This window comes from Actinorectispora metalli, from assembly GCF_056323685.1.
Window position 1 is genome coordinate 554,684 of record NZ_JBREYE010000001.1, and the last position, 23,150, is coordinate 577,833.

The window sequence follows — 23,150 nt, forward strand, 5'->3', positions numbered from 1 at the left end:
GCGCGGGCGTCTAGTCGCGCAGCGCACGGCCGGTGAACTGCAGGAAGACGTCCTGCAGGTTCGCTTCGGACAGCTCGAAGGCCTCCAGCCGGTCGCTCAGCGTCGCGCTCGCGCGCAGGTCGCTGATCACCGTCATCGCCTCCTTGGGGTTGCCGAGGAAGACCTCGACCGTGGTCGACGAGCCGCCCGCATGCGAGGCGTCCGGCAGCTTGGCGATCGCCTCCTCGGCGGCGGTCGGGTCGTCGAAGTGCAGCAGCAGCCGCTGCTGGGAGACCTTGGCCTTGAGCTCCGGCAGCGTGCCGTCCACGACCTTGCGGCCGTGGTCGATGATCGTGATGTAGTCGGCCAGTTCCTCGGCCTCCTCCATGTAGTTGGTCGTCAGCAGCACGCTGATGCCGCTGTCGGCCAACTCGCGCACCCGGTCCCAGAGGGCCCGCCGGGACTGCACGTCGACGCCGAGCGTCGGCTCGTCCAGCAGCAGGGCTTCCGGCTGGGTGAGCAGGGCCCTGGCCAGGGTGAGCCTGCGCTGCATGCCGCCGGAGTAGGTGCCGACCCGGTGCTTGGCCCGGTCGGTGAGCTGCACCAGTTCGATCACGTGGTCGACCAGCTTCGGCAGCTTGCGGGAGTCCACGCCGTAGTAGTGGCCGTGGAAGAGCAGGTTCTCCCTGGCGTTGAGACTGTCGTAGAGGCTGGTCTCCTGCGGCACCACGGCGATCTTGCTCAGCGTCTGGGTGCGGTGCTTGCTGGGCGTGTGCCCGAAGACGCGGATGTCGCCCTCGGTGGGCGAGAGCAGGCCGCTGATCAGGTTGATGGTGGTGGTCTTGCCGGAACCGTTGGGGCCCAGCAGGCAGAACACCTGCCCGCGGCCGATGCGCAGGCTCAGGTCGTGGATGGCGATGAACTGGTCGGGTTCCTTGCCGTAGCGGACCCAGACGTTGTCCAGGCTGATCGCCAGGCCGTCGCCGAGGCCGGTGCCCACTCCCGCTGGGGTGGCGCTGGTCGTGGTGGTTGTCATGATCCTCTCCTGTTCAGGCTTGTTCGCCGAGAACGCAGCAGGTGACGAAGAACTTCGCGTGGCCGCGCGCCAACTCCAGGCCGAGCCTGCGGTCGGCGGGGGTGGCGTCGGCGTGCAGGTAGACGAACCGCGCGTTGGCCAGCGGGGCCAGCAGTTCCCACACCAGCTGCGGCGAGTCGAAGTCCGTCCGCAGCCGACCCGCCTCCGCCCACGCGTGGAAGGGCTCATGCAGTTGCGCCTGCACGGCCGCGATGGACTCGGCCAGCGTCCGGCCGCCGGTGGCCGCGCCGAACAGGCCCTCGCGCATCATCACGCTGGCGAACATCCGCGCCCGCGGCTTGTCGAAGGCGGCCATGATCTTGTCGACCATCTCCGGCAGCACGATCGCCGGGTCCTGCCGCGCCAGCGTGTCGGGCTGGTAGCCCAGCAGGCACAGGTCCAGCAGGCCAGCCTCGACCATCAGCGAGTCGAACATCTCCTGCTTGCTGGCGAAGTGGGCGTAGATGGCGCTGTTCTGCACGCCGACCTCCGCCCCGATCTGACGCAGCGAGGTCTTCTCGAACCCCTGCTTGGCGAACAGCGTCAACGCCGCCTCCAGGAGACGTTCCCGGGTGTTCGTCAGCTCGTCCCGGCGGGGTCGGCCGGGGCGGCGCTTCGCCGCGGGCTCCGTCGGTGTCCGCTTCGCTCTCACGCGGATTAATTTAATGATTGCTCAGTTATTTTTCAAGTCCTGGGATCGTCCCAAGTGACGAGAAGGGTCGTCCCTGGGTGCCGCCGAGGTCACCAGTCAGAAGGACGTACCGCGAGGCGGAAGCTCATACGGTGGATGGCGATCGCCAAGGTCGACAGGGGGAGCCATGTCAGACACCCGAGAGCTGCGGGACGTGCTCGGTCAGTTCGTCACCGGTGTGGTCGTGGTGACCGCCGAGGGCCAGGCCGGGCCGGTGGGCATCACCGCGAACTCGTTCACCTCGGTCTCGCTCGACCCGCCGCTGGTGCTGTTCTGCGTGCACAACCGCTCCCGCGTCCGCGACAGCTTCGCGACCTCCGGCTGCTTCGGCGTGAACATCCTGTCCGAGCAGCAGGAGTGGGTGTCCCGCCAGTTCTCCAAGCCCAGCGACAGCCGCACCGACGGCCTGGCCTTCCGCCGCGGGCAGACCGGCGCCCCGCTGCTCGTGGACGCCCTCGCCTACCTGGACTGCGAGCTGGAGCAGCAGATCGACGCCGGTACCCACGTGATCGTGCTGGGCCGGGTGCGGGACCACAAGATCCAGCGCGCGGGCCACCGCCCCCTGACCTTCTTCTCCGGCCGCTACACCCGGCTGCACGGCGAGGAGCCGGTCCCGGCCACCTGATCCCGGTGGCCGGTCGCGGCAGCGGTGGAGTTCAGTGGATTTCAGAGGAACAGGCCGCGCAGGTGGGACCGGACGGCGGGCAGGTTGATCCGGTCCTCGCGGTAGGCGATGTAGTGGTCCGGGCGGATGACGTACACGGCGGGCTTGTCCTCCGCGCCGTAGCGCCGGTGCAGCGCTCCGGAGGGATCGAGCAGCACCTCGGCGGGCGCCTTGGCGAGCGGTCCGCGGACGATGACCCGCGCACTGCCGTACTCGCCGACCGCATCGGCCGCGCGGGCGCTCAGGTCGGTCAACTCGTCGGCGTCGTCGAGGTAGTGGGCGAACACCAGCGCCGTGTGCTCCCCCGCGGCGAGCAGCCCGCGCAGCCTGCGGACGTCCGGCCCGTCGTGCAGGTAGCCGTCCGGAGCGAGGTCGCCCGCCCGCGGGATCGGTTGGCCGAGCGCGGTTTCGTCGGCGGCGTCGTGCCACCGGTCGGCGACCAGCGGGCTGGTGCGGTAGTCGATGCCGAGTTCGGTCAGCCCCTTGGCGACCGCGGACTGCACGCCCGCGAGGTGGCTGGCCAAGGCGACCACGCGCTGGCGCAGCGCCGCGGGCACGATGCCGCGGAAGGTCACCATCTTGGTGGCGGTGCCGGTGAACTGAAGGACGCCGTCGGCGACCTTGGTGCGCTCCGCCGAATAGCTGTCCAGCAGCCCGTCCCCTGCCTTGCCGCGTAGCACCAGCGCGAGCTTCCAGCCCAGGTTGAACGCGTCCTGGAGGCCGGTGTTCATGCCCTGGCCGCCGATCGCGCTGTGCGAGTGGGCGGCGTCGCCCGCGATGAGCACCCGCCGCAGGCGGAACACCTCGGCGCGGCGCTGCCAGCTGGCGAACTTCGTGGTCCACACCGGGTCGAACAGGTGCGGGTCCAGCGGGGTGCGCTCGCGGACCAGGCGGGACAGCAGGGCGAGGTCGGGCTTGTCACCGGGATCGCCGTCGTAGTCGGCGAGCACCCGCCAACCGTCCTTGTGCGGCATGGGGATCAACGCGAACGCGCCGTGCGGGTTGACCCAACCGTGCAGCGAGTTGTGGTCGAGGTCCCAGTCGGCCGAGCAGTCGGCCAGCACGAAGGTGTGGTTGAGGTTCTCGCCGTGCCGCTTGATGCCCGCCTCGTGCCGCACCGTGGAATGCGCGCCATCACAGCCCGCAACCCACGCCGCGCGGGCCTGTTCGGTCCTGCCGTCGGTGTGCTCGAGTTCCACCTCGACGTGGTCGACCCGCTGGGTGAGCCCGGTCAGCCGCACTCCCCACTCGATCTCAACGCCCTGGCGCCGGACGTGGGACACCAGGACGTCCTCGGTCTCGAACTGCGGGATCGACAGCCCCATCGGGAACTGCGACTCCACGGTGTCGATGTTGATCCTGGCGGTGGTCTTCTGCTCGTAGTGCAGCGTGAGCGCGCGGATCGGCGTGCCCCGCGGGATCACCTCGTCGATCAGGCCGAGATCGTCGAAGACCTCCAGGGTGCGCGCGGCGACCGCGAGCGCCCTGCTCTCGTTGGGGACTCCATCGCGGGCGTCGATCAGCCTGGGGCTGATGCCGTACCGGCTCAACACCGCCGCCAGCATCAGCCCGGTCGGACCGGCGCCCACGATGAGCACCTCGGGTGTCACATCGGATTCCGTCGTGGCCATTGAATTGCTCCTGGACTCGAGCTCGCATGCCACAAGACACCCTAGCGCCAATAACGGCGCGGTAAATACCCCGCCCGGCACAAGGTGATCGTTCCTTTTTTCAGTACCCGATGATTACCGACGATCAGAATTCGACATCCTCACCCAGATCGTTCATCAATTGCTGGTACCGGGCCGTTTGCAGGGTCAGCATGAGCTCGAGGAGTTTGGCCTTGTCCCCCGTCACCCGCATGATGCCCTTCATGAACGCCGCCGCGGCGTGCTGCTCTCCGGTGTTCAACTGGACCAGGTCCCGGTAGTCGACGTCGATCCGCAGCTGCGGCGCCGGGGTGGTGCCCAGCCGGGCGTCGACGATCCGGCCTCGAGCGATCCTCAAGTAGTACAACAGGGTGACGCCGGGCGCCTCGGTGACGGCGTATTGGACGTCGACGTTGGCCCGCTCGATCTCGGGGAGCTCCTGGGCGCGCTCGCGGAGCACGGCGAAGTAGTCCTCGCTGAGGAAACGGACCTTTCGGGCGGTCTTGAGATCTGTCACGGCACGCTCCTCATGCTGTGGTCACGCTGATTTCCAACGACTCCACCCCGCGCAGCGTCAGCCGCGGCCGGTATGCCGGTTCGGCGGCCAACTCGATACGCGAGAACCGCTTCAGCAGGGTGGTGTAGAAAATCTCCGCCTGCAATTTCGCGAGCCGCCAGCCGAGGCAGGTGTGAATACCGGCACCAAAGGAAATGGACGGGGACTCGTTGCGGTCGATGCGGAATGCGTCGGGGTCGGTGAAATGCGCCGGGTCGTGGTTGGCGGCGCCGATCACCAGGATGAGCTGGGCGGGCGCCGGGATCTCCACCCCGCCGATGACGTGCGGCTCGCCGAGCATCCGGGGGGCGATCTGGACGGGGGCGTCGAACCGCAGCACCTCGTCGATGGCCCCGTCCAGCAGGTCGGGATTCGCCCGGAGCTTGGCCATTTCCCCCGGATTCGAGGCCAGCGCGCGCACGCCGTTGCCGAGCATATGCGTGGTGGTCTCGAATCCGGCGCCGATGATCATATTGCAGACACCGATGAGTTCGACGTGGCTGAGCGCGTCCCCGTCGGAGTCCGAAACCTCGATCAACGCGGACACCAGGTCGTCGCCGGGCTCCCGGCGCTTGCGCTCGAGCATCTCCGCGAAGTAGTCGTCGGAGAACTGCGCGCCGACGTCGGCGGCGTGCAGTTCCTGCGCGGTGAGACCGAGTTCGAAGGTGCGCTGGAAGTTCCGCATCGGGTCGCGCATCAGCGGCGCGTCCTCCAACGGCATGCCCAGCAGCGAGGCGACCACCGACAGCGGCAGCGGGTAGCAGACCTCGTTGACGATGTCCCCGCCGCCCTTCTCGGCGATCGGGGCGAGCAGGTCGTCGAGGATGCGGCCGATGCGTTCCCGCTGCTTGGCCACCATCGCCGCGGTGAAGCTCTGGTTGACCAGCCTGCGCAGCCTGGTGTGCATGGGCGGGTTCGCCCACAGCAGGGAGGTGCCCATCCGGCGCAGCGCGGCGTGCGACCACCAGTCGCCGCCGAAGCGGCCCTGCATGAACGCCTCGACGTTCTTGCCGATCGACTTGTTGCGCAGCGTGGACAGCACGTCGTCGTACCGGGTCAGCACCCACATGCCGAGGGTGCTGTGGTGAACGGGGCTGGCCTCGCGGAGCGTGTGGTAGAAGGGGTACGGGTTCTGGTTGCCCTCCGGGGAGAACAGGATGCTGGCGAACGCGGCGTCGGCGGCGTGCGCGTCACCAGCGATCGGGGCGAGTTCCTGCACCGTCATGTTTGATCACGCCTTCGTGTGTTGAGAGGCTGGTCAGAAGGGTTTGCGGCCCGCCGCGAGGGACCGGACGACCTCCTCGGCCTGGCCGAGGAACAGCCCGCGCATCTGCTTCGGTGCCTGGAGCGCGGCCCAGGAGAACATCCTGGCCAGGGTCTTGCTGGTGGGGCGCAGGAAGCGGTGGTCGATGTCGGCGAACCCGACCGGCGGAATCCAGTCCGCGGTCTTCAGCTCGGCGAACAGGGTGTCGGAGGCCTGCTGCGGGGTGACGGTGCCCGCCTCGACGGCCGCGGTCTGCTGCACCATCAGGTCGAACACCCGCTTGTACCCGTCGTGGTCGGGCCACCACAGGCCGACGTTCGGCGGGTTCTCCAGCGCCTTCAGCGGGGCGTCGCTGCCGGTCCGCTTGAACGCGGTCATGGCCCGCTGCAACCGGTTCGCGCCGACCACCGAGCCGTAGGCCCAGATGCGGAACACCGCGCTCCACAGCGGGTAGTGGTCGAAGGAGATGAACGCGCTGTTGACCACCGCGTCGTTGTAGTCCAGCAGGCCCTGCTCGAGCTTTTCGACGTACTCGAAGCGCTCCGGGGTGAACTCGTCGTCCCGCAGGGCCTCCAGCAGCCGCCAGCTCAGGACGTTGATGACCTCGGCGGTGTTGGAGATGCCGCGGGAGAAGAGCGGGTCGATGAACCCGGCGGCGTGCGACATCAGGCACCACCGCGCGCCGACCGACGCGGTCGAGGAGTACTGGAGGCGACCTGTGCCGACCCATTCCCGCACCGAGCGGGCGTCGGCGAACTGGCGGCGCAGGGCGGGGAACTTCTCCACCCAGGACCAGAACTCCTCCTCGGGCGTCATGTTCTCCGGCTTGGGGTACTTCCGCTCGTCCATCGTGACGCCGACGCTGCACAGCGGGTTGGCCGAGTGCGGGTTGTTGTCGAACGGGATCACCCAGAACCAGCCGCGGTCGAACAGGTGGTGCATGGTGCCGTCGTGCCAGCGCACCGGCGGGCGCTGCTCGGGCGAGTGCCAGAACACCTCGTCGCTGGGCTTGACGCCGATCATGTGGCTGAAGATCGACCGGGAGTGGTGGTTGAGCCGGGTCGGCTGCTCGCGCAGCTTGAGCTTCTCGGCCAGCGGCGAGCGGAAACCGCTGGCGTCCACCAGGAAGCGGGCGGTGTGCTCGGTGCCGTCCTGCCCGCGCACCATGACGCCGTCGTCGTCGATGTCGACCTCGGTGACGAGGTAGCCCAGCTTGGGCTCGGCCCCGTAGCGGACGGCGATGTTGAACAGGTGGTAGTCGGTGTCCTGGCGGAACAGGTGGCCGGTCTTGTTGAACACGCCGGGCGTGTTGAACTGGGTGGCCTCCCACCAGTTCGGCTCCTGGCCGGGCTCGTGCCGGATGAAGCCGAAGTTCTTCTTCCAGCCGAAGCTGTGGTTGATGTTCTTGGTGCACGCGTCGAAGGAGGACAACGTGGCGATCTCCGGGACGTCGTAGCGCATCGCCACCGAGCGCAGCGTCAGCAGCGTGTAGGGGATCATCGACTCCCCCACCGCGAACTTCGGGTGCGAGCCCGCGTCGACGAGCAGCGTCTTCGCCCCGTGCCGGGCGAGGATCGCGCCGAGCATGGAGCCCGCGATCCCGGCGCCGAGGATGATCACGTCGTATTCGGGTGCTGCCTTCGGGCCGGCGGGTGGCTGCTTCCTGCTCTTGGTTGCCATGAGTTCTCCTGTGTTCGGGACGTGATTCCGCCGGGCCTGCTAGTGCAATCCCCGTCCGAGCGGAGTCTTGGCCAGGACCTTCTTGACTCCGGCGGGAACGGGCAGCTTGTTGAGGGGGTGGGTGACCGCCAGCAGCGCGCCCCGCACCAGTGCGCCGACCTCGGGGTCGGCCTGGGTCCGCGTCCACTCGAGCACCGCGCGGATCTCCGCGGGGCCGGGGTTGTAGAAGCGGGCGCCGGGGTCGCCGAACCCGAAGGGCAGCGGCGCGAAGTCGCTGCTCCGGATCGCCCGGAAGATCTCCTCGGCGGCGGTGTTCGCCTCGGTCCGGCCCGCGGCGACATCGGCGCAGCGGGCTGCCGCCGTGGACAGCAGCGCGGCGTAGCCCGCGTGGCCGGGGAAGTAGCTGCCGAGGTGCTCCCCCGACTCCCGCCCGCGCAGCAGCTCACCGCGGCCGGTGCCCGCCAGTTCGCCGAGGGCGCGGCCGAGCTGGAAGGTGCCGAGCATGGTGCCCAGGGTGATCACCTTGAGCGCCGCGGTGAACAGCCGCGGCGAGCGCAGCGAGTCGAACACCATCCGGTTCATCGTGTCGGTGGCGTCCAGCAGCGCGGTGGCCACCCGGCGGTACGGCTCGAAGTGCTCGGTGCGGTAGTCCCGCCGGTTGGCGGCTGTGAGCAGCCGGTGCGCCAGCACGTTGATCATCTCGGCGTCGCAGGTGAGCGAGCGGGACAGCAGCCCGTCGGCGACGCCGGTGGCCTCGCCCAGCAGGCACCACCGCTCGCCGATCAGGGTGGGCGTGCCCGCCCCGGTGTTCTCCGTGACGCCGAAGTGCTGCACCGCCTTGGCGTCCGCCAACTGCTGCTTGAGCAGCGGCACCCGCTCCAGCAGGGCGGTGAACTCCGCGCGCGGGTCATCGCCCGCGGGGAAGCGCTCGGCGTCGACGCAGAAGCCGACGCTGGTCACCAGGCTCACCGCGCCGGGGTGGTTGCCGAACGGGACGGTCCAGAAGTAGCCGCCGTCGAACAGGTGGTAGGTGGTGCCGGAGTTCCAGCCGTGCGGGGACTGCCTGCCGGGACCGGACACCTCGTCGAAGGTCGCGGCCTTGACCATGTGCGTGTACACGCTGCGGGTGGCGCAGCGCCGCTCCCCCGCCTGCTCGCGCAGGCCAAGCTGACGCACCAGCACGGAGTCGGGGCCGGAGGCGTCGACCAGGTAGTCGGCCTCGAACACCTCGTTGCGGCCGGTGGTGATCCGCACTCCGTCCTCGCCGAACTCCACCTCGGTGATCTTGCGGCTCTGCTTGACGGTGGCGCCGTAGCCGATCGCCGCGTAGAAGATCCGCGCGTCGATGTCCTGCCGGAACAGGGTCGCCTCGGCGGGCAGCTGCTTCGGGGTGCTGATCTGTCCCAGGTCCGCGGGGCTCTGGCTGCCGTCGGGGCCGTAGGGGACGAAGCCGACGCTGCGCCCGAGCCCGGACTGCTTGCTGATCTTGGCCTGCACGGAGTCGAAACCGGCCAGGTTGGCCAGCTCCGTCACCCGGTAACGCTCGCCGAGGATCTTGAACAACAGCGAGGTGTGCGGGATCGGGGTCTCCCCGACGGCGAACCGCGGGTGGATCCGCTCATCGATCAGCAGGGTCGCGATTCCGTTCCTGGCCAGGATCGCCGCGAGGGCCGAGCCCGCGAACCCGCTCCCGAGGATCGCCACCTGCCAGCGCCGAAGCGCCAGGTCCGCCTTCATGCCTTCCTCCAAACAGCTTCGCCGAGACCACTCGCGCAAGCGTCGTCGTTGTCTGTGTTGTGCCTGCCCTGTTCCGGGCATGGCGTTGGGTGTTCCGAGAGGTGGTGGGAGACCACCGGAATCAGCCGGGTCACCAGTTCGGCTGCCGGGCACTGGACCAGCGGTTCGATCTTGAGGACGTAACGCAGCAGCGCGACGCCGAGCAGTTGGGCCGCGGCGAGGCTGTTGTCCACCGATGCCCCACTGCTGGGCTGCCTGCCGTGGACTCTCCACAGTGGACCGTCGATGAAGCCGCGCACCACATCGGCGGAGTCGTCGTGGGTGGCGGCGGAGCGCAGCAGGGCGAGCAGCTTCTCCCGCATGGCCTCGGTCTCCCACAGCCGCAGGAAGTGCTCGGTGATGCATTCGGCGCGGGCGTAGTCGTCGCGTTGGGCCTGCGGGGGCGGTGTGACCAGTCCGCTCGGGTCGTCGACGCCGACCGCGGCGCTGAACAGTTGGGATTTGGAGCCGAAGTGGTAGTGCACGGCGGCGGGGTCCACCGCCGCCTCGGTGGCGATCATGCGGATGCTCGTGCCGCCGTAGCCGTGGCGGGCGAAGAGGGCGCGGGCCACGCTCAGCACCCGGCGGGCGGTGTCCGGGTTGCCTTCCGGCCTGCCCCGCCTAGTCTGCCGCACCGGCATTTCCGTCCTCCTTGCCCTCGTGGTCGGCCTCGAACTGGGCGAGCAGCAGCTCATGCCAGAACTCGGCGGAGATCTCGAAGAAGTCGCGGGTGGACACGGTGGACAGCGCCAGCTCGGCGCGGAACCGGTCGATGAGGCTCATCGCCATCAGCGAGTCGAAGCCGAGTTCGATGAGGTCGGAGTCTGGCGAGGTGGTGCCGCGTTCCAGATGCAGCATCGTGTCGATGGAGCCGAACACGTACTCGAGCAGCAGGGCCAGCCGTGCGGTGCGGTCGGGTTCGGCGAGCAGCGCGGTCAGCACCGGGTGCGCTGGTCTGGCCTGCGGTTCGGCGGTGTGCTCGGTCGGGGCGTGGTCGGTGCGGTCGAAGAAGTAGGGGCGCCTGGTGAACGCCGTGAGCGGCAGCGGGATGCGGCGCTTCGGGGTGGTGTCGTGCACCCGCGCCCAGTCCAGGTAGGCGCCCAGCAGGTAGGTCTGGCCCGCGGAGCGCAGCAGCAGGTCGCGTTCGGGGATGCCTTTGCGCAGCGAGCTGATCCAGTAGCGGTCGCCGTCGGGCAGGCAGCGGCGGCCCATGGCGAGCATGGCGCGGCCGGGGCCGACCTCGATGAAGGTGCTCATGCCCTCCTCGGCCAGGGTGCGCATGCCGTCGGCGAAGCGCACCGGCTGGCGGGCGTGCTCGGCGAAGTAGTCGCCGCCGCGCATCCGGTCCGCGGTGAGCAGCTCGCCGGTCAGGTTGGACACCAGCGGGATCTGCGGCTCCCGCACCTCGATGTCCGCGGCCTCGGCGCGGAACCGGTCGAGGATGGGGTCGAGCATTCCGGAGTGGAAGGCGATGCCGACGGACAGCACGGTGTGCCGCACGCCGCGCCGGGTGAGTTCGGCGGCCAGGCGTTTGACGTCCTCGGCGGGGCCCGCGACCACGGTGTCGGTGGGGCTGTTCACGGCCGCGATGGACAGTCCGGGGAAGTTCGCGTCGAGTTCGGCGGTGACCTGGTCCTCGGGGAGCGACACCGCCACCATGCCGCCGCTGTCCACTGTGGACATGAGCCTGCCGCGGGCGGCGACGAGTCGGGCGGCGTCGGGCAGGCTGATGCTGCCCGCGACGCAGGCCGCGGTGTACTCGCCGATGCTGTGCCCCAGCACCGCGGCGGGCCGGATGCCCCAGGACTGCCACAGCATGGCCAGCGCGTATTCGACGGCGAACAGGGCGGGCTGGGTGTAGGCGGTGTGGTCGAGGTCGGTGCCTTCGGTGTCGAAGACGACCTCCAGCAGCGGCCGGTCCAGGTGGGGGTCGAACAGGCGGGCGCATTCCTCCAGCACGGCGCGGAACGCCGGTTCGCTGCCGTGCAGTTCGCGGGCCATGCCGGGGTATTGGGAGCCCTGGCCGCTGAACAGGAACGCCACCCGGTTGCGGTGGCGCGGCGCCATCGCGCCGGTCAGCAGCGTTGCGTGCTCGGCGCCTTCGAGGTAGGCGCACAGGCCGTCCAGCAGGGCGCTGGTGGACTCGCCCACCAGCGCGATGCGGTGTGGGCTGTGCACCCGGCCGGTCGCCGCGGTGCGGCACAGCACGGCCGGGTCGGTGGCGGGGTCGACCTGCTCCACGTAGCGCTTGACCTGTTCCCGCAGGCTCTCGGCCGTGCGGGCGGACAGCGGCAGCAGGTGTGGGCCGGGGCCGCTCTCTGCGGGGCGGTCGACGGCGGGCGGCGCCGACACGATCACGTGCACGTTGGTGCCGCTGGCGCCGAACGAGCTCACACCGGCGTGCCGGATGTCCTCGGCCAGCGGGAGGGCCGTGGTGGGCACCTCGACGGAGAGCCGGTCCCATTCGATGTTGGGGTTGGGCTCCTTCAGGTGCAGGTGCGCGGGCACGTAGCGGTGCCGCAGCATCAGCACCGTCTTCATCAGCCCTGCGACGCCCGCGGCTGCCTCGAGGTGGCCGATGTTGGTCTTCACCGACCCGACCAGCAGCGGTCGCGTGCGCCCGGTGCCCAGCACGGCGTCGAGGGCGTGCATTTCGATGGGGTCGCCCAGGGCGGTGCCGGTGCCGTGGGCCTCCACGTACCCGATCTCGGCGGGGCTCAGGCCCGCGTCGGCGAGTGCGGCGCGGATGACGTCCTGCTGGGCGGCGCCGTTGGGGACGGTGAGTCCGCTGGAGCGGCCGTCGTGGTTGACTGCGGTTCCGCTGATCACGCCGCGGATGTCGTCGCCGTCGGCGCGGGCGTCGGACAGCCGCTTGAGCACCAGCACCCCGCAGCCTTCGCCGCGGGCGTAGCCGTCGGCGGAGGCGTCGAAGGCCTTGCACCGGCCGTCCGGGGAGAGCGCCCGCGCCTTGGCGACCAGCACGAACTGGTACGGCGAGAGCAGGGCGTTGACGCCGCCCGCCAGCACCAGGTCGCTCTCGCCGGTGCGCAGGCTCTGGCAGGCCAGGTGCACCGCGGTCAGCGAGGAGGAGCAGGCCGTGTCCACCACCATCGCGGGCCCGCGGAGGCCGAAGGTGTAGGACACCCGGCCCGCGATCATCTGCGCCTCGCCGAACAGCTGGTAGGCGTCCACATCGGACATCCGGCCCTGCTGCTGGCGCATGCGCACGTAGTCGCTGGTGCTCGCGCCGAAGTAGACGCCGGTTCGGCTGCCTTGGAGGCGGTCGGGCGCGATGCCGGTGTCCTCCAGCGCCTCCCAGCAGGCCTCCAGCACGATCCGCTGCTGCGGGTCCATGGCCTGCGCCTCGGTGCCGGAGATCCGGAAGGGCACCGGGTCGAACTCGTCGATGCCGCGCACGAACGCGCCCCGGTCCACATAGGACTTCCCCGGCGCGGAGGGGTCGGGGTCGTGGTAGGGCGCGAAGTCGCCGCGTTCCGGCGGGAACTCCGAGGTGGCGTCCACGCCGTCCAGCAGCAGGTTCCAGAACCTGGACGGGGTGTCGGCGTCCGGTGGGAGCCTGCACGACATGCCGACGACGGCGATCGGCTCGGGCCGGGCGGACGGCCGCTCGTCCAGCTTGGCGCGCAGCAGGGAGACCATGTCCAGCGCCTTGCCCAGCTTCGCGCGCAGGTCCTCGGAATCGGCGGTTCGCGGCGCGGAGCTCATCAGTGGGTCTCCCTTCGCATCGCCACGTCGGCCGCGGCTATCTCCCGCTCGAACCGCTCGAGCAGGTCCTCGGTCTCGATCTGCGCCGGCACGCTCTCCTCGACGGAGGGCTCCTGCTGGTCGAAGCCGAGCAGGACCGCGACGTGCGCGGCGAGCGCGGCGGGTGTCGGGTGCTCGAAGGCGACCGTGCTGGGCAGGTCGATCCCGAAGCAGCGCTGCAACCGGACCCGGAGTTCCAGCGCGCCGACGGAGTTCATGCCGAGCGCGAAGAAGCCCTCTTCCGGCTCGATCTCCTCGGCTTGCTCCACCCCGAGGACCGCGGCGAGTTCGGTGCACACCATCGACAGCAGCCGTTCGGCCCTGGTGGCCGCGCCGAGGCCCGCGAGCCGTTCGACCAGGCCGTCGGGACCGGGCTCGTCCTGGAGTCCCTCGGCCAGTTCGGTGAACAGCGGCCACCGGCCCGCTTGGGAGTACATGCCGACCAGCAGCGGGCGGTCGGCGTCCACCACCGCCGCGGCCGTGGACTCGGTGGCCACTAGGTGGTCAAGCACCGCGACGGCGTCCGCCGCCGACAGCGGCCGCAGGCCGGTGCGGGCGAGGTTGCGTGCCGTGGTGGCGTCCAGGCCGTCCGGCTCCTCCCACGGCGACCACGCGATCCCGGTGACCGGCTGCCCGTTGGCGGCGCGCTGGTCGACCAGGGCGCGCAGCATGCCGTCCGCGGCGGCCTGGACGCCGATTCCCGAAGCGCCCCAACCGCTTGCCGCGGCGCTGAACACCACGAACAGGTCCAGTCCCGCGCACCGCTCGTGCAGGTTCCACGCGCCGCGGGCGCGGCGCATCGCCGCCGCCATCGCTGCCGGTTCGGCGGCCTGCTCGTACACCCGCCAGTCGACACCGGCCCAGACCGCGCCGCGCACCGGCCTGCCCTCGGTCCGGAACACGTGCGCCAGCGTCGACACCGCCGTCGGGTCGGCGAGGTCGTGCACCTCGACGCGGATGTCGACGCCGCAGGCGCGCAGCATGTCCAGCCGGGTCTCGTCCTGCGGCTGCCTGCGTGAACCGCAGATCACCAGGTGCCGCGCGCCGCGCTCGGCCAGCCAGCCCGCGACGGTCGCGGCGACCACCGGTTCGGCCTCGGCGATCAGGTAGGTGGCGTCCGAGGCCAGCCGGGTGGGGATCCACACGCCGGGCGCGGTCTGCTCGGAGACGACCCTGCGCACCAGGCGGGTGACGCCGCGCAGGCACACGTGGTCCTCGCCGTCGCCCGCGGTGATCTGCGCCAGGATCTCCTCGGCCGCGGTGCGCCGGTCCTGCTCGACGGGGTCGAGGTCGATCAGGCCACCCCAGAAGCCGGGGAACTCGATGGCGCACCGCCTGGCCGTGCTCCACACCGCCCGCGCCGCCGGGGAGGCCCCGGCGCGCCGCTCCGGGTAGGCGCCCCTGGTGACGAGGTGGTACCGCGGGCCGCTGCGCCCGCTGCCCGCCGCCAGTTTCGCGATGTCCGCGACATCGGACTCGGCGTTCTCGATGGAGGCGTCGATGGAGGCGAGGTGGATGACCGCGTGGTGCCCGTTCGCCCGCACGCCCTCGGGCTCTTCGACGAGCACCGCGTCGTCACCGCGTTCGGCCAGCAGTTTCCGCAGTGCCGTGCCCAGCCCGTCGGGGTCGCCAACGATCAGCCAGGGCCGGTCGGCTGCCTGCCATTCCGGGGCGGGCTCGGGCAGCGGGGCCTCCCGCCACTTGTCCCGGTAGAGGATCTCGCCGAGCCGCTGCCGCCGCGTGTCGTCCAGGCGCACCAGCCGGGACCGGGCGATCCGCACGTCCCTGGCGTGCACCAGCCAGTCGCCGTGCTCGTCGTGCAACGCGACATCCGCGGTGACGTGGGTGCCGAGTTGCGCGATCCGGTTCACCCGCAGCGTCCACCGGGCGGCCCTGGGGTCGTCGAAGCGGGCGGCGACGGTGAGGCTCGCGATACCGGCGATCTCCAGGTCTCCGGTGAGGTCGCCGTGCTCCCGCGCGGCCATCTCGACGGCGCGCAGGCAGGCGGCGATCGGGTGGTGCTGGCTGCGCAGCGCGGGCCGGGCACCCGCCTCGATGACCAGGTCGACCCCGTCCTCGCGGCGGTGGGCGGCGGTGACGCGCAGACCGGCGGGCAGGACGAACTGCTCGGGCAGCGCGAGCGTCATGCCGTCGGGCACCGGCTGGACCGGCGCGGGCCCCAACGGACCCGCGCCGGGGCTCAACAGGCCCGTCAGCCGCTGCCGGGTCGGGCCGTCCTCGGCGTTGCGCGAGCTCACGGCGACCACGGCGTTGCCCTGGGCGGGATGCAGGGTGACCTGGGCGGTGCGCACCTGCTCGGGGCCGATGACGAGCGGCTCGGGGAAGCGCACGTCGTGCAGGGTCAGCGCGGTGGCGGGGTGGCGGCGCTGTCCCAGCGCGGCGACCATGGCGACCAGCGCGCCGGGCGGACACACGCCGTCCGGGCCGAATCTGCGGGCGGCGGTGGCGCCGAGCAGCGAATCGTCCACTGTGGTCTGTCCATGCCAGACGCCGTCGAACTCCAGGCAGGAGTCCAGCAGCTGGCCGCTGGGGATGCGGCGGGCCGAAACCTCCGCGCTGTCCACCCGGTAGGACCGGTGTTCCCAGGAGTAGCGCGGGATCGGCACCCGCCGGGCGCCCGGCAGCAGCACGCCGAAGTCCACATCGTGGCCGCGCACGTGCAGGCGGGCGGCGTTCGCGGCCAGTTCGGCGTGCTGCGGGCGGGAACGGGTCAGCGAGCCGACCACCACCCCGTCGGTGCCGCCCAGCGCGAGTTCCTGCTCGATCGCGGTGCTCAGCAGGGGATGCGCGGACAGCTCGACAAATGCCGCGTGGCCGTCCGCGGCCAGCGCGCGGACCGCGGCGTCGAAGCGCACCCGGTCCCGCAGGTTGCGGCCCCAGTAGCGGGCGTCGAGGGAGTCCTCGACCTCGCCGGTGACCGCCGAGTAGAACGGGATCCGCGGTGTGGTGGGGCGCAGCCAGTCCAGTTCGGCGACCAGGTCGGCGGCGAGGTGCTCGACCAGCGGGCAGTGGCCCGCGCCGCCGGAGTTGACGCGGCGGGAGAACACGTTGCGTGCCTTGAGCCTGCCGAGCACGGTGTCGATGGCCGCGTTGTCGCCGGAGATCACCGTGGACTGGGAGCTGTTGGTGACCGACACCCACAGCCGGTCGGCGAAGTCGGCGATCTCGGCCTCGACGCGGTCGGCGTCCATCCCGATCAGGGCCATCCCGCCGTTGCCCATCAGCTTGCCGACTTGCCTGCAGCGCAGGAACATCAGCCGCGCCGCGCTGTCCAGGTCGAGCGCGCCCGACAGGTAGGCGGCGGCGGGTTCGCCCATGGAGTGGCCGACCACGGCGGAGGGCCGCACCCCGCGGGACATCCACAGTTCGGCGAGGCCGATCTGGATCGCGAACACCAGCGCCTGCTGGTCCTCCTCGGCCTCGATCGCGCTCCCGTCGGCGATCCGCCGCGCGATGGACCAGCCCAGATGCGGCCGCATCGCCTCGGAGCAGCGGTCGACGGCGGCGGCGAACACCGGCTCGGTCCGGTACAGGTCGGCGCCCGCGCCCGCCCAGAAGCCGCCGTGTCCGGAGCAGACGAACACCACCGGGTCGCCGGGCTCGGCGTCGACGGCCCCTGCGAACTGGGTTCCGCTGCCCTCTTCCGCGCCGGCCAGCACACCGAGGGCGCTGATCAACTCCTCGCGGTCGGCGCCGATCGCGACGCCGCGGTGCTCGAACCGGGTGCGGTGGCGGTCCGCGGTGAAGCACACGTCGGCGGCGTCCACCTCGGGATGCTCGACGAGGTAGTCGCACATCGCACTCGCCTGCGCCGCCATCCCGGTGCGGGTAGGCGAGGACACCGGCAGCGCCAGCACCGCGGGCCGCGGCCGCGCGGCGTCGGCGGCGGGCCGCGGGTCGGGCGCGCGGAGCACGACGTGGGCGTTCGTGCCGGTGAAGCCGAAGGAGCTGACACCCGCCACCGGCGGTCCGTCCACGGCCAGCGCGGTGTTCTCGGTCGCCACCCGCAGCGGCACTTCCGACCAGGGGATCTTGCTGCTAGGGGTGGTGAAGTGCAGGCTGCGGGGCGCCGTGCGGTGGCCGACAACGAGGATGGCCTTGATCAGGCCCGCGACCCCGGAGGCCGCCTCCAGGTGGCCGATGTTGCTCTTCAGCGAGCCCACCAGGCAGTCGGCTTCGCGGCCGGGGGCGTCGAGGACCGCGCCGAGCGCCTGCACCTCGATCGGGTCGCCGAGTGAGGTGCCGGTGCCGTGGGCCTCCACGTACCCGACCCGCGCCGGGTCGACCCCGGCGTCGGCGATCGCGCCGCGCAGCACGGCCTGCTGGGCGGGTCCACTGGGGACGGTCAGTCCGCTGGACGCGCCGTCGGAGTTGACCGCGGTGCCCAGCAGCACGGCGTGCACCCGATCGCCGTCGGCCAGCGCGCGAGCCAGCGGCTTCAGCACCACCACGCCGGCACCCTCACCGCGCACGTATCCGTCGGCGGACTCGTCGAAGGTCTTGCACCGGCCCGCGGGCGACAGCGCGCCGAGTGCCTCGCAGGAGCGGTGGATCGTGGAGCGCAGCATCAGGTTGACGCCACCGGCGATGGCCAGGTCGCTCTCCCCCGAGCGCAGGCTGCGCACCGCGAGGTGCACCGCGACGAGTGAGGATGAGCAGGCGGTGTCCACCGCGAGGTTGGGGCCGTGCGCGCCGAGGAAGTAGGACAGCCTGCCCGCGCTGGCGGAGAAGGAGTTGCCGGTGCCGTAGAAGCCGTCGAGCGCCTCGGGGTCGGCGCTGGCCAGCGCCGCGTAGTCGTGGGAGTTCATGCCGACGAACACCCCGGCGCTGCCGCCCGCCAGTGCGGGGGCGGTGATGCCCGCGTCCTCGAGCGCCTCCCAGGCCACCTCGAGGAACAGCCGCTGCTGCGGGTCCATCACCTTGGCTTCCTTAGGCGCCACCCGGAAGAAGCGGGCGTCGAAGCCGTACACGTCGTCGAGGTAGCCGCCCGGGTAGGGGCCGGGGTCGTCGAAGCGGCCCGGCGGGGCCTGGCCGACGGCGTCGGTGCCCTCGGTGAGCAGCCGCCACAGGTCCGCGGGCTCGAACACCCCGCCGGGCAGCCTGCATCCCATTCCGACCACGGCGATCGCGCCGTCCGTCGACTGTGGACTTTCCTGCCGGGGCTCCGCGGTGACGGCGGCGCGCCGCTCGGCTTGGTTGGCGATGTGCTCGGCCAGGTGCGCGGCGAGCCTGCGCACGGTGGGGTGGTCGAAGGCGGTGCTGGCGGGCAGCGAGATGCCCAGCTGTCCGCCGAGCAGCTTGGTGAGCTCGACCGCGGTGAGGGAGTCCATGCCCATCTCGGCGAAGCCCTGGCCACGGCGGACCAGCTTCACCGGCAGGTCAAGCACAGCCGCGACCGCGCCCGCCACCATGGTCTCCGCGTCCCGCTGACCGGACGCTGTGCTCGTCGGCGGTGCCTGCACCACCTGCGGAGCGGCTGCCTGCGGTACCGGCGCGGGAGCCGGTTGCAGCGCCGGTGCCGGTGTCGGTTGCGGTGCGGGAGCCGGTTGCGGGGATGGGGTGTGCTGGTCGAACCAGTAGTGCTCGCGCTGCCACGGGTAGGAGGGCAGCTTGGCCCTGGTCTGGATCTCGCCGCCGACCTCGGCCCAGTCCACGTCCAGTCCGGCGGCGTACAGGGCGCCGAGCGCGGCGAGCATCGTCTGCTGCGCGTCGGTGTCGGCGCGCAGCGACCCGGTGACGACCTTGTCGCCGTCGCCGACGCAGTTCGCGATCGGCCGTTGCAGCACCGGATGCGGGCCAAGCTCCACGAACACCCGGTAGCCCTGCTCCGCGAGTTCGGCGACGCCCGCGCTGAAGCTCACCGGCTCGACCACGTTGGCGGCCCAGTGCTCCGGGCCGAACGGGCTCACCGCTTCGGCGGGGCGGGTGGTGGTGATGACGGGGATCTCCGCGGGCCGCGGCTGGATGTGCGCGACCGCCTCGGCCAGCGGCGCGGCGTAGGGCCGCATGCCCCGGCTGTGGAAGGCGTACTCGCCGGGCATGCTCCGCGCCTTGACGCCCGCGGCCTCCAGCCGTGCCCGAACCGCGTCGACGGCTTCGGGCGGACCCGCCAACACGCACAGGCCGGGGGCGTTCACCGCGGCGAGGTCGACGTCCTCCCCCGCCTGCGCCAGCGCCTGCTCGGCCGGGAGTTCGACGGCCAGCATGCGGCCCTTGCCGTGCGCGTCGGCGAGCAGCCTGCCGCGCTGCACGATCACGTCGACCGCGTCGGACAGGCTCAGCACCCCGCCGAGGTGGGCGGCGGCGACCTCGCCCATCGAGTGCCCGATCACCGCGTCCGGGCGGATGCCCCACTCCCGCCACTGCGCGGCCAGCGCCACCTGGATGGCGAAGATCACCGGTTGGGCGAACTCGGTCTCGGTGGGAAACCGCGGCCGCTCCGAGTCCAACTCCTCCAGCACCGACCAGCCCGCCCGGTCCGCCACCAGTTTGTCCACTTCGGACAGCGCGGCGGTGAACGCCGGTTCGTCGCGCAGGGCGCGGGCCATGCCCGGCCACTGCCTGCCCTGACCGGAGCAGACGAAGACCACACCCCGCGGGCGGGGCGCCTCCTCCTCGGCGTCCTGGAGGTCGCGGGTCAACTCGGCAAGGCCCGCGCGCAGGTCGGCGGCGCTGGTTCCGGTCACCGCGGCGCGGTGCTCGACGTGGTGCTCGGCAAAGCGGCCCGCCGTCTGGGTGTAGTCGGCGAGCCGGTCGGGCGAGGTGAGGTCAGCGAGCGCGTCGTGGTGGCGGGAGGCCAGTTCCGCAAGCGCGGCCGGGCGCCGCGCCGACAACGGCAGGATGAGCCGCTCCGGCAAACGGTCACGGCGCACCGGCCGCGGTTGCGGGGGCTGCTCCAGCACCACATGGGTATTGGTGCCGGACAACCCGAATGCGCTGACACCCGCCAGGCTCGGCCGGTCGGGCCGGTTGCCCAAGGGCGTCAGCGTGGTGGGCACGGCGATCGGCCAGGTGTCCCACCGGATTCCTGGATGGGGCGTGTCCAGGTGGAGGTGCGGCGGCACCTGCCGCCGGTTGAGCACCAGCGCGGTCTTCAGCAGACCCGCCAGCCCGGCGACGGTGTCGGTGTGGCCGAGGTTGGTCTTCACGGAGCCGACCAGCAGCGGATGCGCCCGCCCGGCCGCCGCCAGGGCCGCGGCGGCGGCGCCCATCTCCACCGGGTCGCCGAGTGCGGTGCCGGTGCCGTGGGCTTCCAGGTAGTCGATGTCCTGCGGGTCCACCCCTGCCCCACGCACGGCCTCGGTGATCAGCATGCGCTGGGCGGCGCCGCTGGGCACTGTCAGGCCCGCGCTGCGGCCGTTGTGGTTGACGGCGCTGCCCCTGATCACGGCCATGATCCGGTCGCGGTCGGCCACCGCGTCGGACAGCCGCTTCAACACGACCGACGCGGCGCCCTCGCTGCGAACCGTGCCGTCGGCCGCGGCGTCGAACACCTTGCACCTGCCGTCGGGGGCAATCGCGCCCACCTTCGACATGAACATGCTCAGCTCCGGCGACAGGATCAGGCTGGCCGCGGCCACGATCGCCAGGTCGGTCTCGCCCGAGAGCAGCCCCTGGCAGGCCAGGTGCACGCCGACCAGGGAGGACGCGCAGGCCGCGTTGAGGGAGAAGGCCGGGCCGGTGGTGCCCAGGAGGTAGGCGATCCGGCCCGGCCCGAAGCTGAACTCCTTGCCGGTGGCGTACCAGGGGTCGATCCCCGCCAGGCCCGCCGACCTGCCGTGCATGACGAGGTAGTCGGTGGCCAGCGCGCCGGTGTGGATCGACGTCCTGGTGCCCTCCAGCGACGAGGGCCGGATGCCCGCGTCGGCCAGCGACTCCCAGCAGACCTCCATCAGCATCCGCTGCTGGGGGTCAAGCTGGCGGGCCTCCCGGGGCGCGATGCCGAAGAAGTCGGCGTCGAACCCGCTGATCTCGTCGAGGAATCCGCCGAAGGAGTTGTTCATCTTCCCCGGCTGGGTCGGGTCTTCGGAGTGCAGGGCCGCCCGGTCCCACCGCGTGGCAGGCACCTCGTCGATCGCCACGCGACCGGAGGCGAGGAAGTCCCAGTAGTCGCCGACCGAGTCGATGCCACCGGGGAAACGGCAGCCCGCGCCGACGATCGCGATTGGTTCCCGCTCGTACCTGCTCACGATGAACTCCCCCTTTTGCCGCCGGGATCAGAACAAGGGCGCGAGCGCCGGGGCCTTGAGCGTGCCCAGGTGCTTGTGCCACAGGTGATCGGGGTTTTCCTCGACTTCCTTGGTGATCTCGCGCATCTTCGTCAGCGCCGCGGGCTCCGCGTCGTCGTAGACATCGCCCTGCAGAAGCTGGAGAACGTCCAGCCGGTAGCGGGGATCGGCGACGAAAGCGGTGAAGAGAATGTTCAGCCGGTAGTAGATCGAGATGAACTCGTACCAGTTGGACACACCGCGACGCAGCTTCTTGGCGTAGTTCTCGAAGCGGCTCTTCTTGAAGTCGCCCGCCTCGGCGGCGGCGATGATGTCGGCGCAGGCGATACGCGCGGAATTCATCGCGACCGAGACGCCACTGGAGAAGATCGGGTCGACGAACCGCGCCGCGTCGCCGATCAGCACCCAGTTGTCGCCACAGATCTCGTTCATTCCGTAGCTGTAGTCGCCCTCGACCTTGAAGTGCCGGATCTGCTCGCTGGCACGCAGCGCGTCGTGCAGTCCCGGCCGGGAGGCGACGCACTCCCAGAAGAACTCCTCGCGCCGCTCACCGGAGGCCTGGAAGCGCTGTTTCTGGGTGACGACGCCGACGCTGGTGATGGTGTCGGTGATGGGGATCTGCCACACCCAGGAGTCGGTGATCGGCAGGAAGTGGATGAAGATGTAGTCCGCCTGATCCCCGGTGGCGGCCACCGCGTTGCGGTCCAGCCCCTCGAACCAGGTGTGGATGGCGTACTGGTTGAACACCGGGTCCGGCACCTTCAGCTTGAGCTGCTTGCCCAGCAGGGTGTGCCTGCCGGAGGCGTCGACCACCATCCGCACCTTGACCGGCAGGTCGCTGCCGTCGTTGCGGGTGTTGAGCACCGGGAACTCGCCGCTCTCGTCCACCGAGCGGACACGCACGCCCTCGAAGACCTTCGCGCCAAGCTCGGCGCTGTGTTGCAGCAGGATCTGGTCGAACTTCGCGCGGTCGACGTGGTAGGTGTAGTCCTGGTTGACACCTTCCTGGTCCCGCTCGCTGAAGTCGATGGTGGCCTGCTGGAACCCGTAGGTCAGCCCCTCGAAACCGTTGGTGGGCACGGTGTTCTCCACCGCCGATGTCCACGCCGCGCCGTACTTGCGCGGGAAGCCCGCCTGGTCGATCTTGGCCAGCGCACCGATCTCGTCCAGCACCGGCGTGGTGGCGGGCACCAGCGACTCGCCCACGTGCTGACGGGGGAAGTGCTCCGCCTCGAACACGGCGACGGACAGCCCGGCCTTGGCGAGGTAGGAAGCAGCGGTGGAACCGGCAGGCCCGCCACCGATAATGCCGATATCGAAATCAACGTCACTCATCGCCAGCTCCTGTTCAGGTCGGTTCGGGATCGGATCACACGCGAGCGTGCGGATCGGCGTTCAGTTCGAGTAGCAGATCCGCGATGCTGTTCAGATCTTTGAAATTCGAACCGACGATTTTTTCGGCGGGAACGAAAAGGCCGAAATGCTCCCGGATATGGCTGATCAGCTGCGCCGTCGTCAACGACGTGAGCACGCCCCATTCCAGCAGCGGTGTGTCCTCGGTCAATTCGGTCGAGCGGTCCTTCAGGACGTTGTTCTCCAGATAGTCCTTGAGATGCGCCGTCAGCGCGGACTTTTCCACGTCGTCTCCCCATGGTGATGCTGATCGCGGGCACCCAGCGGGAATGAACGCTACGCACGGCGTCAGGGCCGGGCTTCGGCCGACGTGCGGATCTGCCACACCGATTTACGGTGGCCCGCCTACTCAATCCGGCAGAGGAACGGCCCCCGTCATCCGCCGAAAT

At 70.8% G+C, this 23,150-nt stretch carries 13 protein-coding genes; 1 reads left to right on the forward strand and 12 read right to left on the reverse strand.

Annotation, left to right across the window (positions count from 1 at the left end; all coding sequences use genetic code 11):
• Positions 1-10 precede the first annotated feature (10 nt).
• Together ACU6XJ_RS02560 and ACU6XJ_RS02565 are read right to left on the reverse strand one after the other, a co-directional pair.
• Positions 11-1,015, reverse strand: coding sequence for an ABC transporter ATP-binding protein (locus ACU6XJ_RS02560; protein WP_476306457.1), 1,005 nt, complete (start codon positions 1,013-1,015; stop codon positions 11-13).
• A 13-nt stretch (positions 1,016-1,028) separates the two neighbouring features.
• Positions 1,029-1,706: a TetR/AcrR family transcriptional regulator gene (locus tag ACU6XJ_RS02565; RefSeq protein WP_476306459.1), complete on the reverse strand. Its 678-nt coding sequence runs from the start codon at positions 1,704-1,706 to the stop codon at positions 1,029-1,031.
• Between the two features lie 166 nt (positions 1,707-1,872).
• Here ACU6XJ_RS02565 and ACU6XJ_RS02570 point away from each other — a divergent pair, with 166 nt between their 5' ends.
• Positions 1,873-2,370 (forward strand): flavin reductase family protein, encoded by a 498-nt coding sequence (locus ACU6XJ_RS02570; protein ID WP_476306462.1) that lies wholly within the window; start codon positions 1,873-1,875, stop codon positions 2,368-2,370.
• Between the two features lie 41 nt (positions 2,371-2,411).
• Here ACU6XJ_RS02570 and ACU6XJ_RS02575 read toward each other — a convergent pair whose 3' ends face one another.
• From ACU6XJ_RS02575 to ACU6XJ_RS02620, 10 genes are all read right to left on the reverse strand, one after another.
• Positions 2,412-4,040 (reverse strand): FAD-dependent monooxygenase, encoded by a 1,629-nt coding sequence (locus tag ACU6XJ_RS02575; protein ID WP_476306465.1) that lies wholly within the window; start codon positions 4,038-4,040, stop codon positions 2,412-2,414.
• Between the two features lie 124 nt (positions 4,041-4,164).
• On the reverse strand, positions 4,165-4,575 hold the full coding sequence (locus ACU6XJ_RS02580; protein ID WP_476306468.1) for an SCP2 sterol-binding domain-containing protein: 411 nt from the start codon (positions 4,573-4,575) through the stop codon (positions 4,165-4,167).
• A gap of 10 nt (positions 4,576-4,585) precedes the next feature.
• Positions 4,586-5,839, reverse strand: coding sequence for a cytochrome P450 (locus ACU6XJ_RS02585; protein ID WP_476306471.1), 1,254 nt, complete (start codon positions 5,837-5,839; stop codon positions 4,586-4,588).
• Positions 5,840-5,872: 33 nt separating this feature from the next.
• Entirely contained in the window at positions 5,873-7,558 is a 1,686-nt protein-coding gene (locus ACU6XJ_RS02590; protein WP_476306474.1) for an NAD(P)/FAD-dependent oxidoreductase, read from the reverse strand.
• Between the two features lie 39 nt (positions 7,559-7,597).
• A complete protein-coding gene (locus ACU6XJ_RS02595) occupies positions 7,598-9,295 on the reverse strand; it encodes an NAD(P)/FAD-dependent oxidoreductase (RefSeq protein WP_476306476.1) in 1,698 nt (565 codons plus the stop codon).
• On the reverse strand, positions 9,292-9,975 hold the full coding sequence (locus ACU6XJ_RS02600) for a TetR/AcrR family transcriptional regulator (RefSeq protein ID WP_476306477.1): 684 nt from the start codon (positions 9,973-9,975) through the stop codon (positions 9,292-9,294). Before ACU6XJ_RS02600 ends, ACU6XJ_RS02595 begins: the two co-directional genes overlap by 4 nt.
• Positions 9,956-13,060 (reverse strand): type I polyketide synthase, encoded by a 3,105-nt coding sequence (locus ACU6XJ_RS02605; RefSeq protein ID WP_476306480.1) that lies wholly within the window; start codon positions 13,058-13,060, stop codon positions 9,956-9,958. The genes ACU6XJ_RS02600 and ACU6XJ_RS02605 overlap by 20 nt, the downstream gene beginning before the upstream one ends.
• A complete protein-coding gene (locus ACU6XJ_RS02610; RefSeq protein ID WP_476306484.1) occupies positions 13,060-21,309 on the reverse strand; it encodes a type I polyketide synthase in 8,250 nt (2,749 codons plus the stop codon). The genes ACU6XJ_RS02605 and ACU6XJ_RS02610 overlap by 1 nt, the downstream gene beginning before the upstream one ends.
• Before the next feature lie 27 nt (positions 21,310-21,336).
• Entirely contained in the window at positions 21,337-22,683 is a 1,347-nt protein-coding gene (locus ACU6XJ_RS02615) for an NAD(P)/FAD-dependent oxidoreductase (protein WP_476306487.1), read from the reverse strand.
• A gap of 34 nt (positions 22,684-22,717) precedes the next feature.
• Entirely contained in the window at positions 22,718-22,987 is a 270-nt protein-coding gene (locus ACU6XJ_RS02620; protein ID WP_476306489.1) for an acyl carrier protein, read from the reverse strand.
• Between the last annotated feature and the right edge of the window lie 163 nt (positions 22,988-23,150).

What these genes read in the sequence shown, in the direction of transcription:
- ACU6XJ_RS02600 (WP_476306477.1), bottom strand. Translation starts at nt 9,975, where the DNA reads ATGCCGGTGCGGCAGACTAGGCGGGGCAGGCCGGAAGGCAACCCGGAC.
- ACU6XJ_RS02570 (WP_476306462.1), top strand. Translation starts at nt 1,873, where the DNA reads ATGTCAGACACCCGAGAGCTGCGGGACGTGCTCGGTCAGTTCGTCACC.
- ACU6XJ_RS02575 (WP_476306465.1), bottom strand. Translation starts at nt 4,040, where the DNA reads ATGGCCACGACGGAATCCGATGTGACACCCGAGGTGCTCATCGTGGGC.
- ACU6XJ_RS02585 (WP_476306471.1), bottom strand. Translation starts at nt 5,839, where the DNA reads ATGACGGTGCAGGAACTCGCCCCGATCGCTGGTGACGCGCACGCCGCC.
- ACU6XJ_RS02605 (WP_476306480.1), bottom strand. Translation starts at nt 13,060, where the DNA reads ATGAGCTCCGCGCCGCGAACCGCCGATTCCGAGGACCTGCGCGCGAAG.
- ACU6XJ_RS02615 (WP_476306487.1), bottom strand. Translation starts at nt 22,683, where the DNA reads ATGAGTGACGTTGATTTCGATATCGGCATTATCGGTGGCGGGCCTGCC.
- ACU6XJ_RS02590 (WP_476306474.1), bottom strand. Translation starts at nt 7,558, where the DNA reads ATGGCAACCAAGAGCAGGAAGCAGCCACCCGCCGGCCCGAAGGCAGCA.
- ACU6XJ_RS02595 (WP_476306476.1), bottom strand. Translation starts at nt 9,295, where the DNA reads ATGAAGGCGGACCTGGCGCTTCGGCGCTGGCAGGTGGCGATCCTCGGG.
- ACU6XJ_RS02560 (WP_476306457.1), bottom strand. Translation starts at nt 1,015, where the DNA reads ATGACAACCACCACGACCAGCGCCACCCCAGCGGGAGTGGGCACCGGC.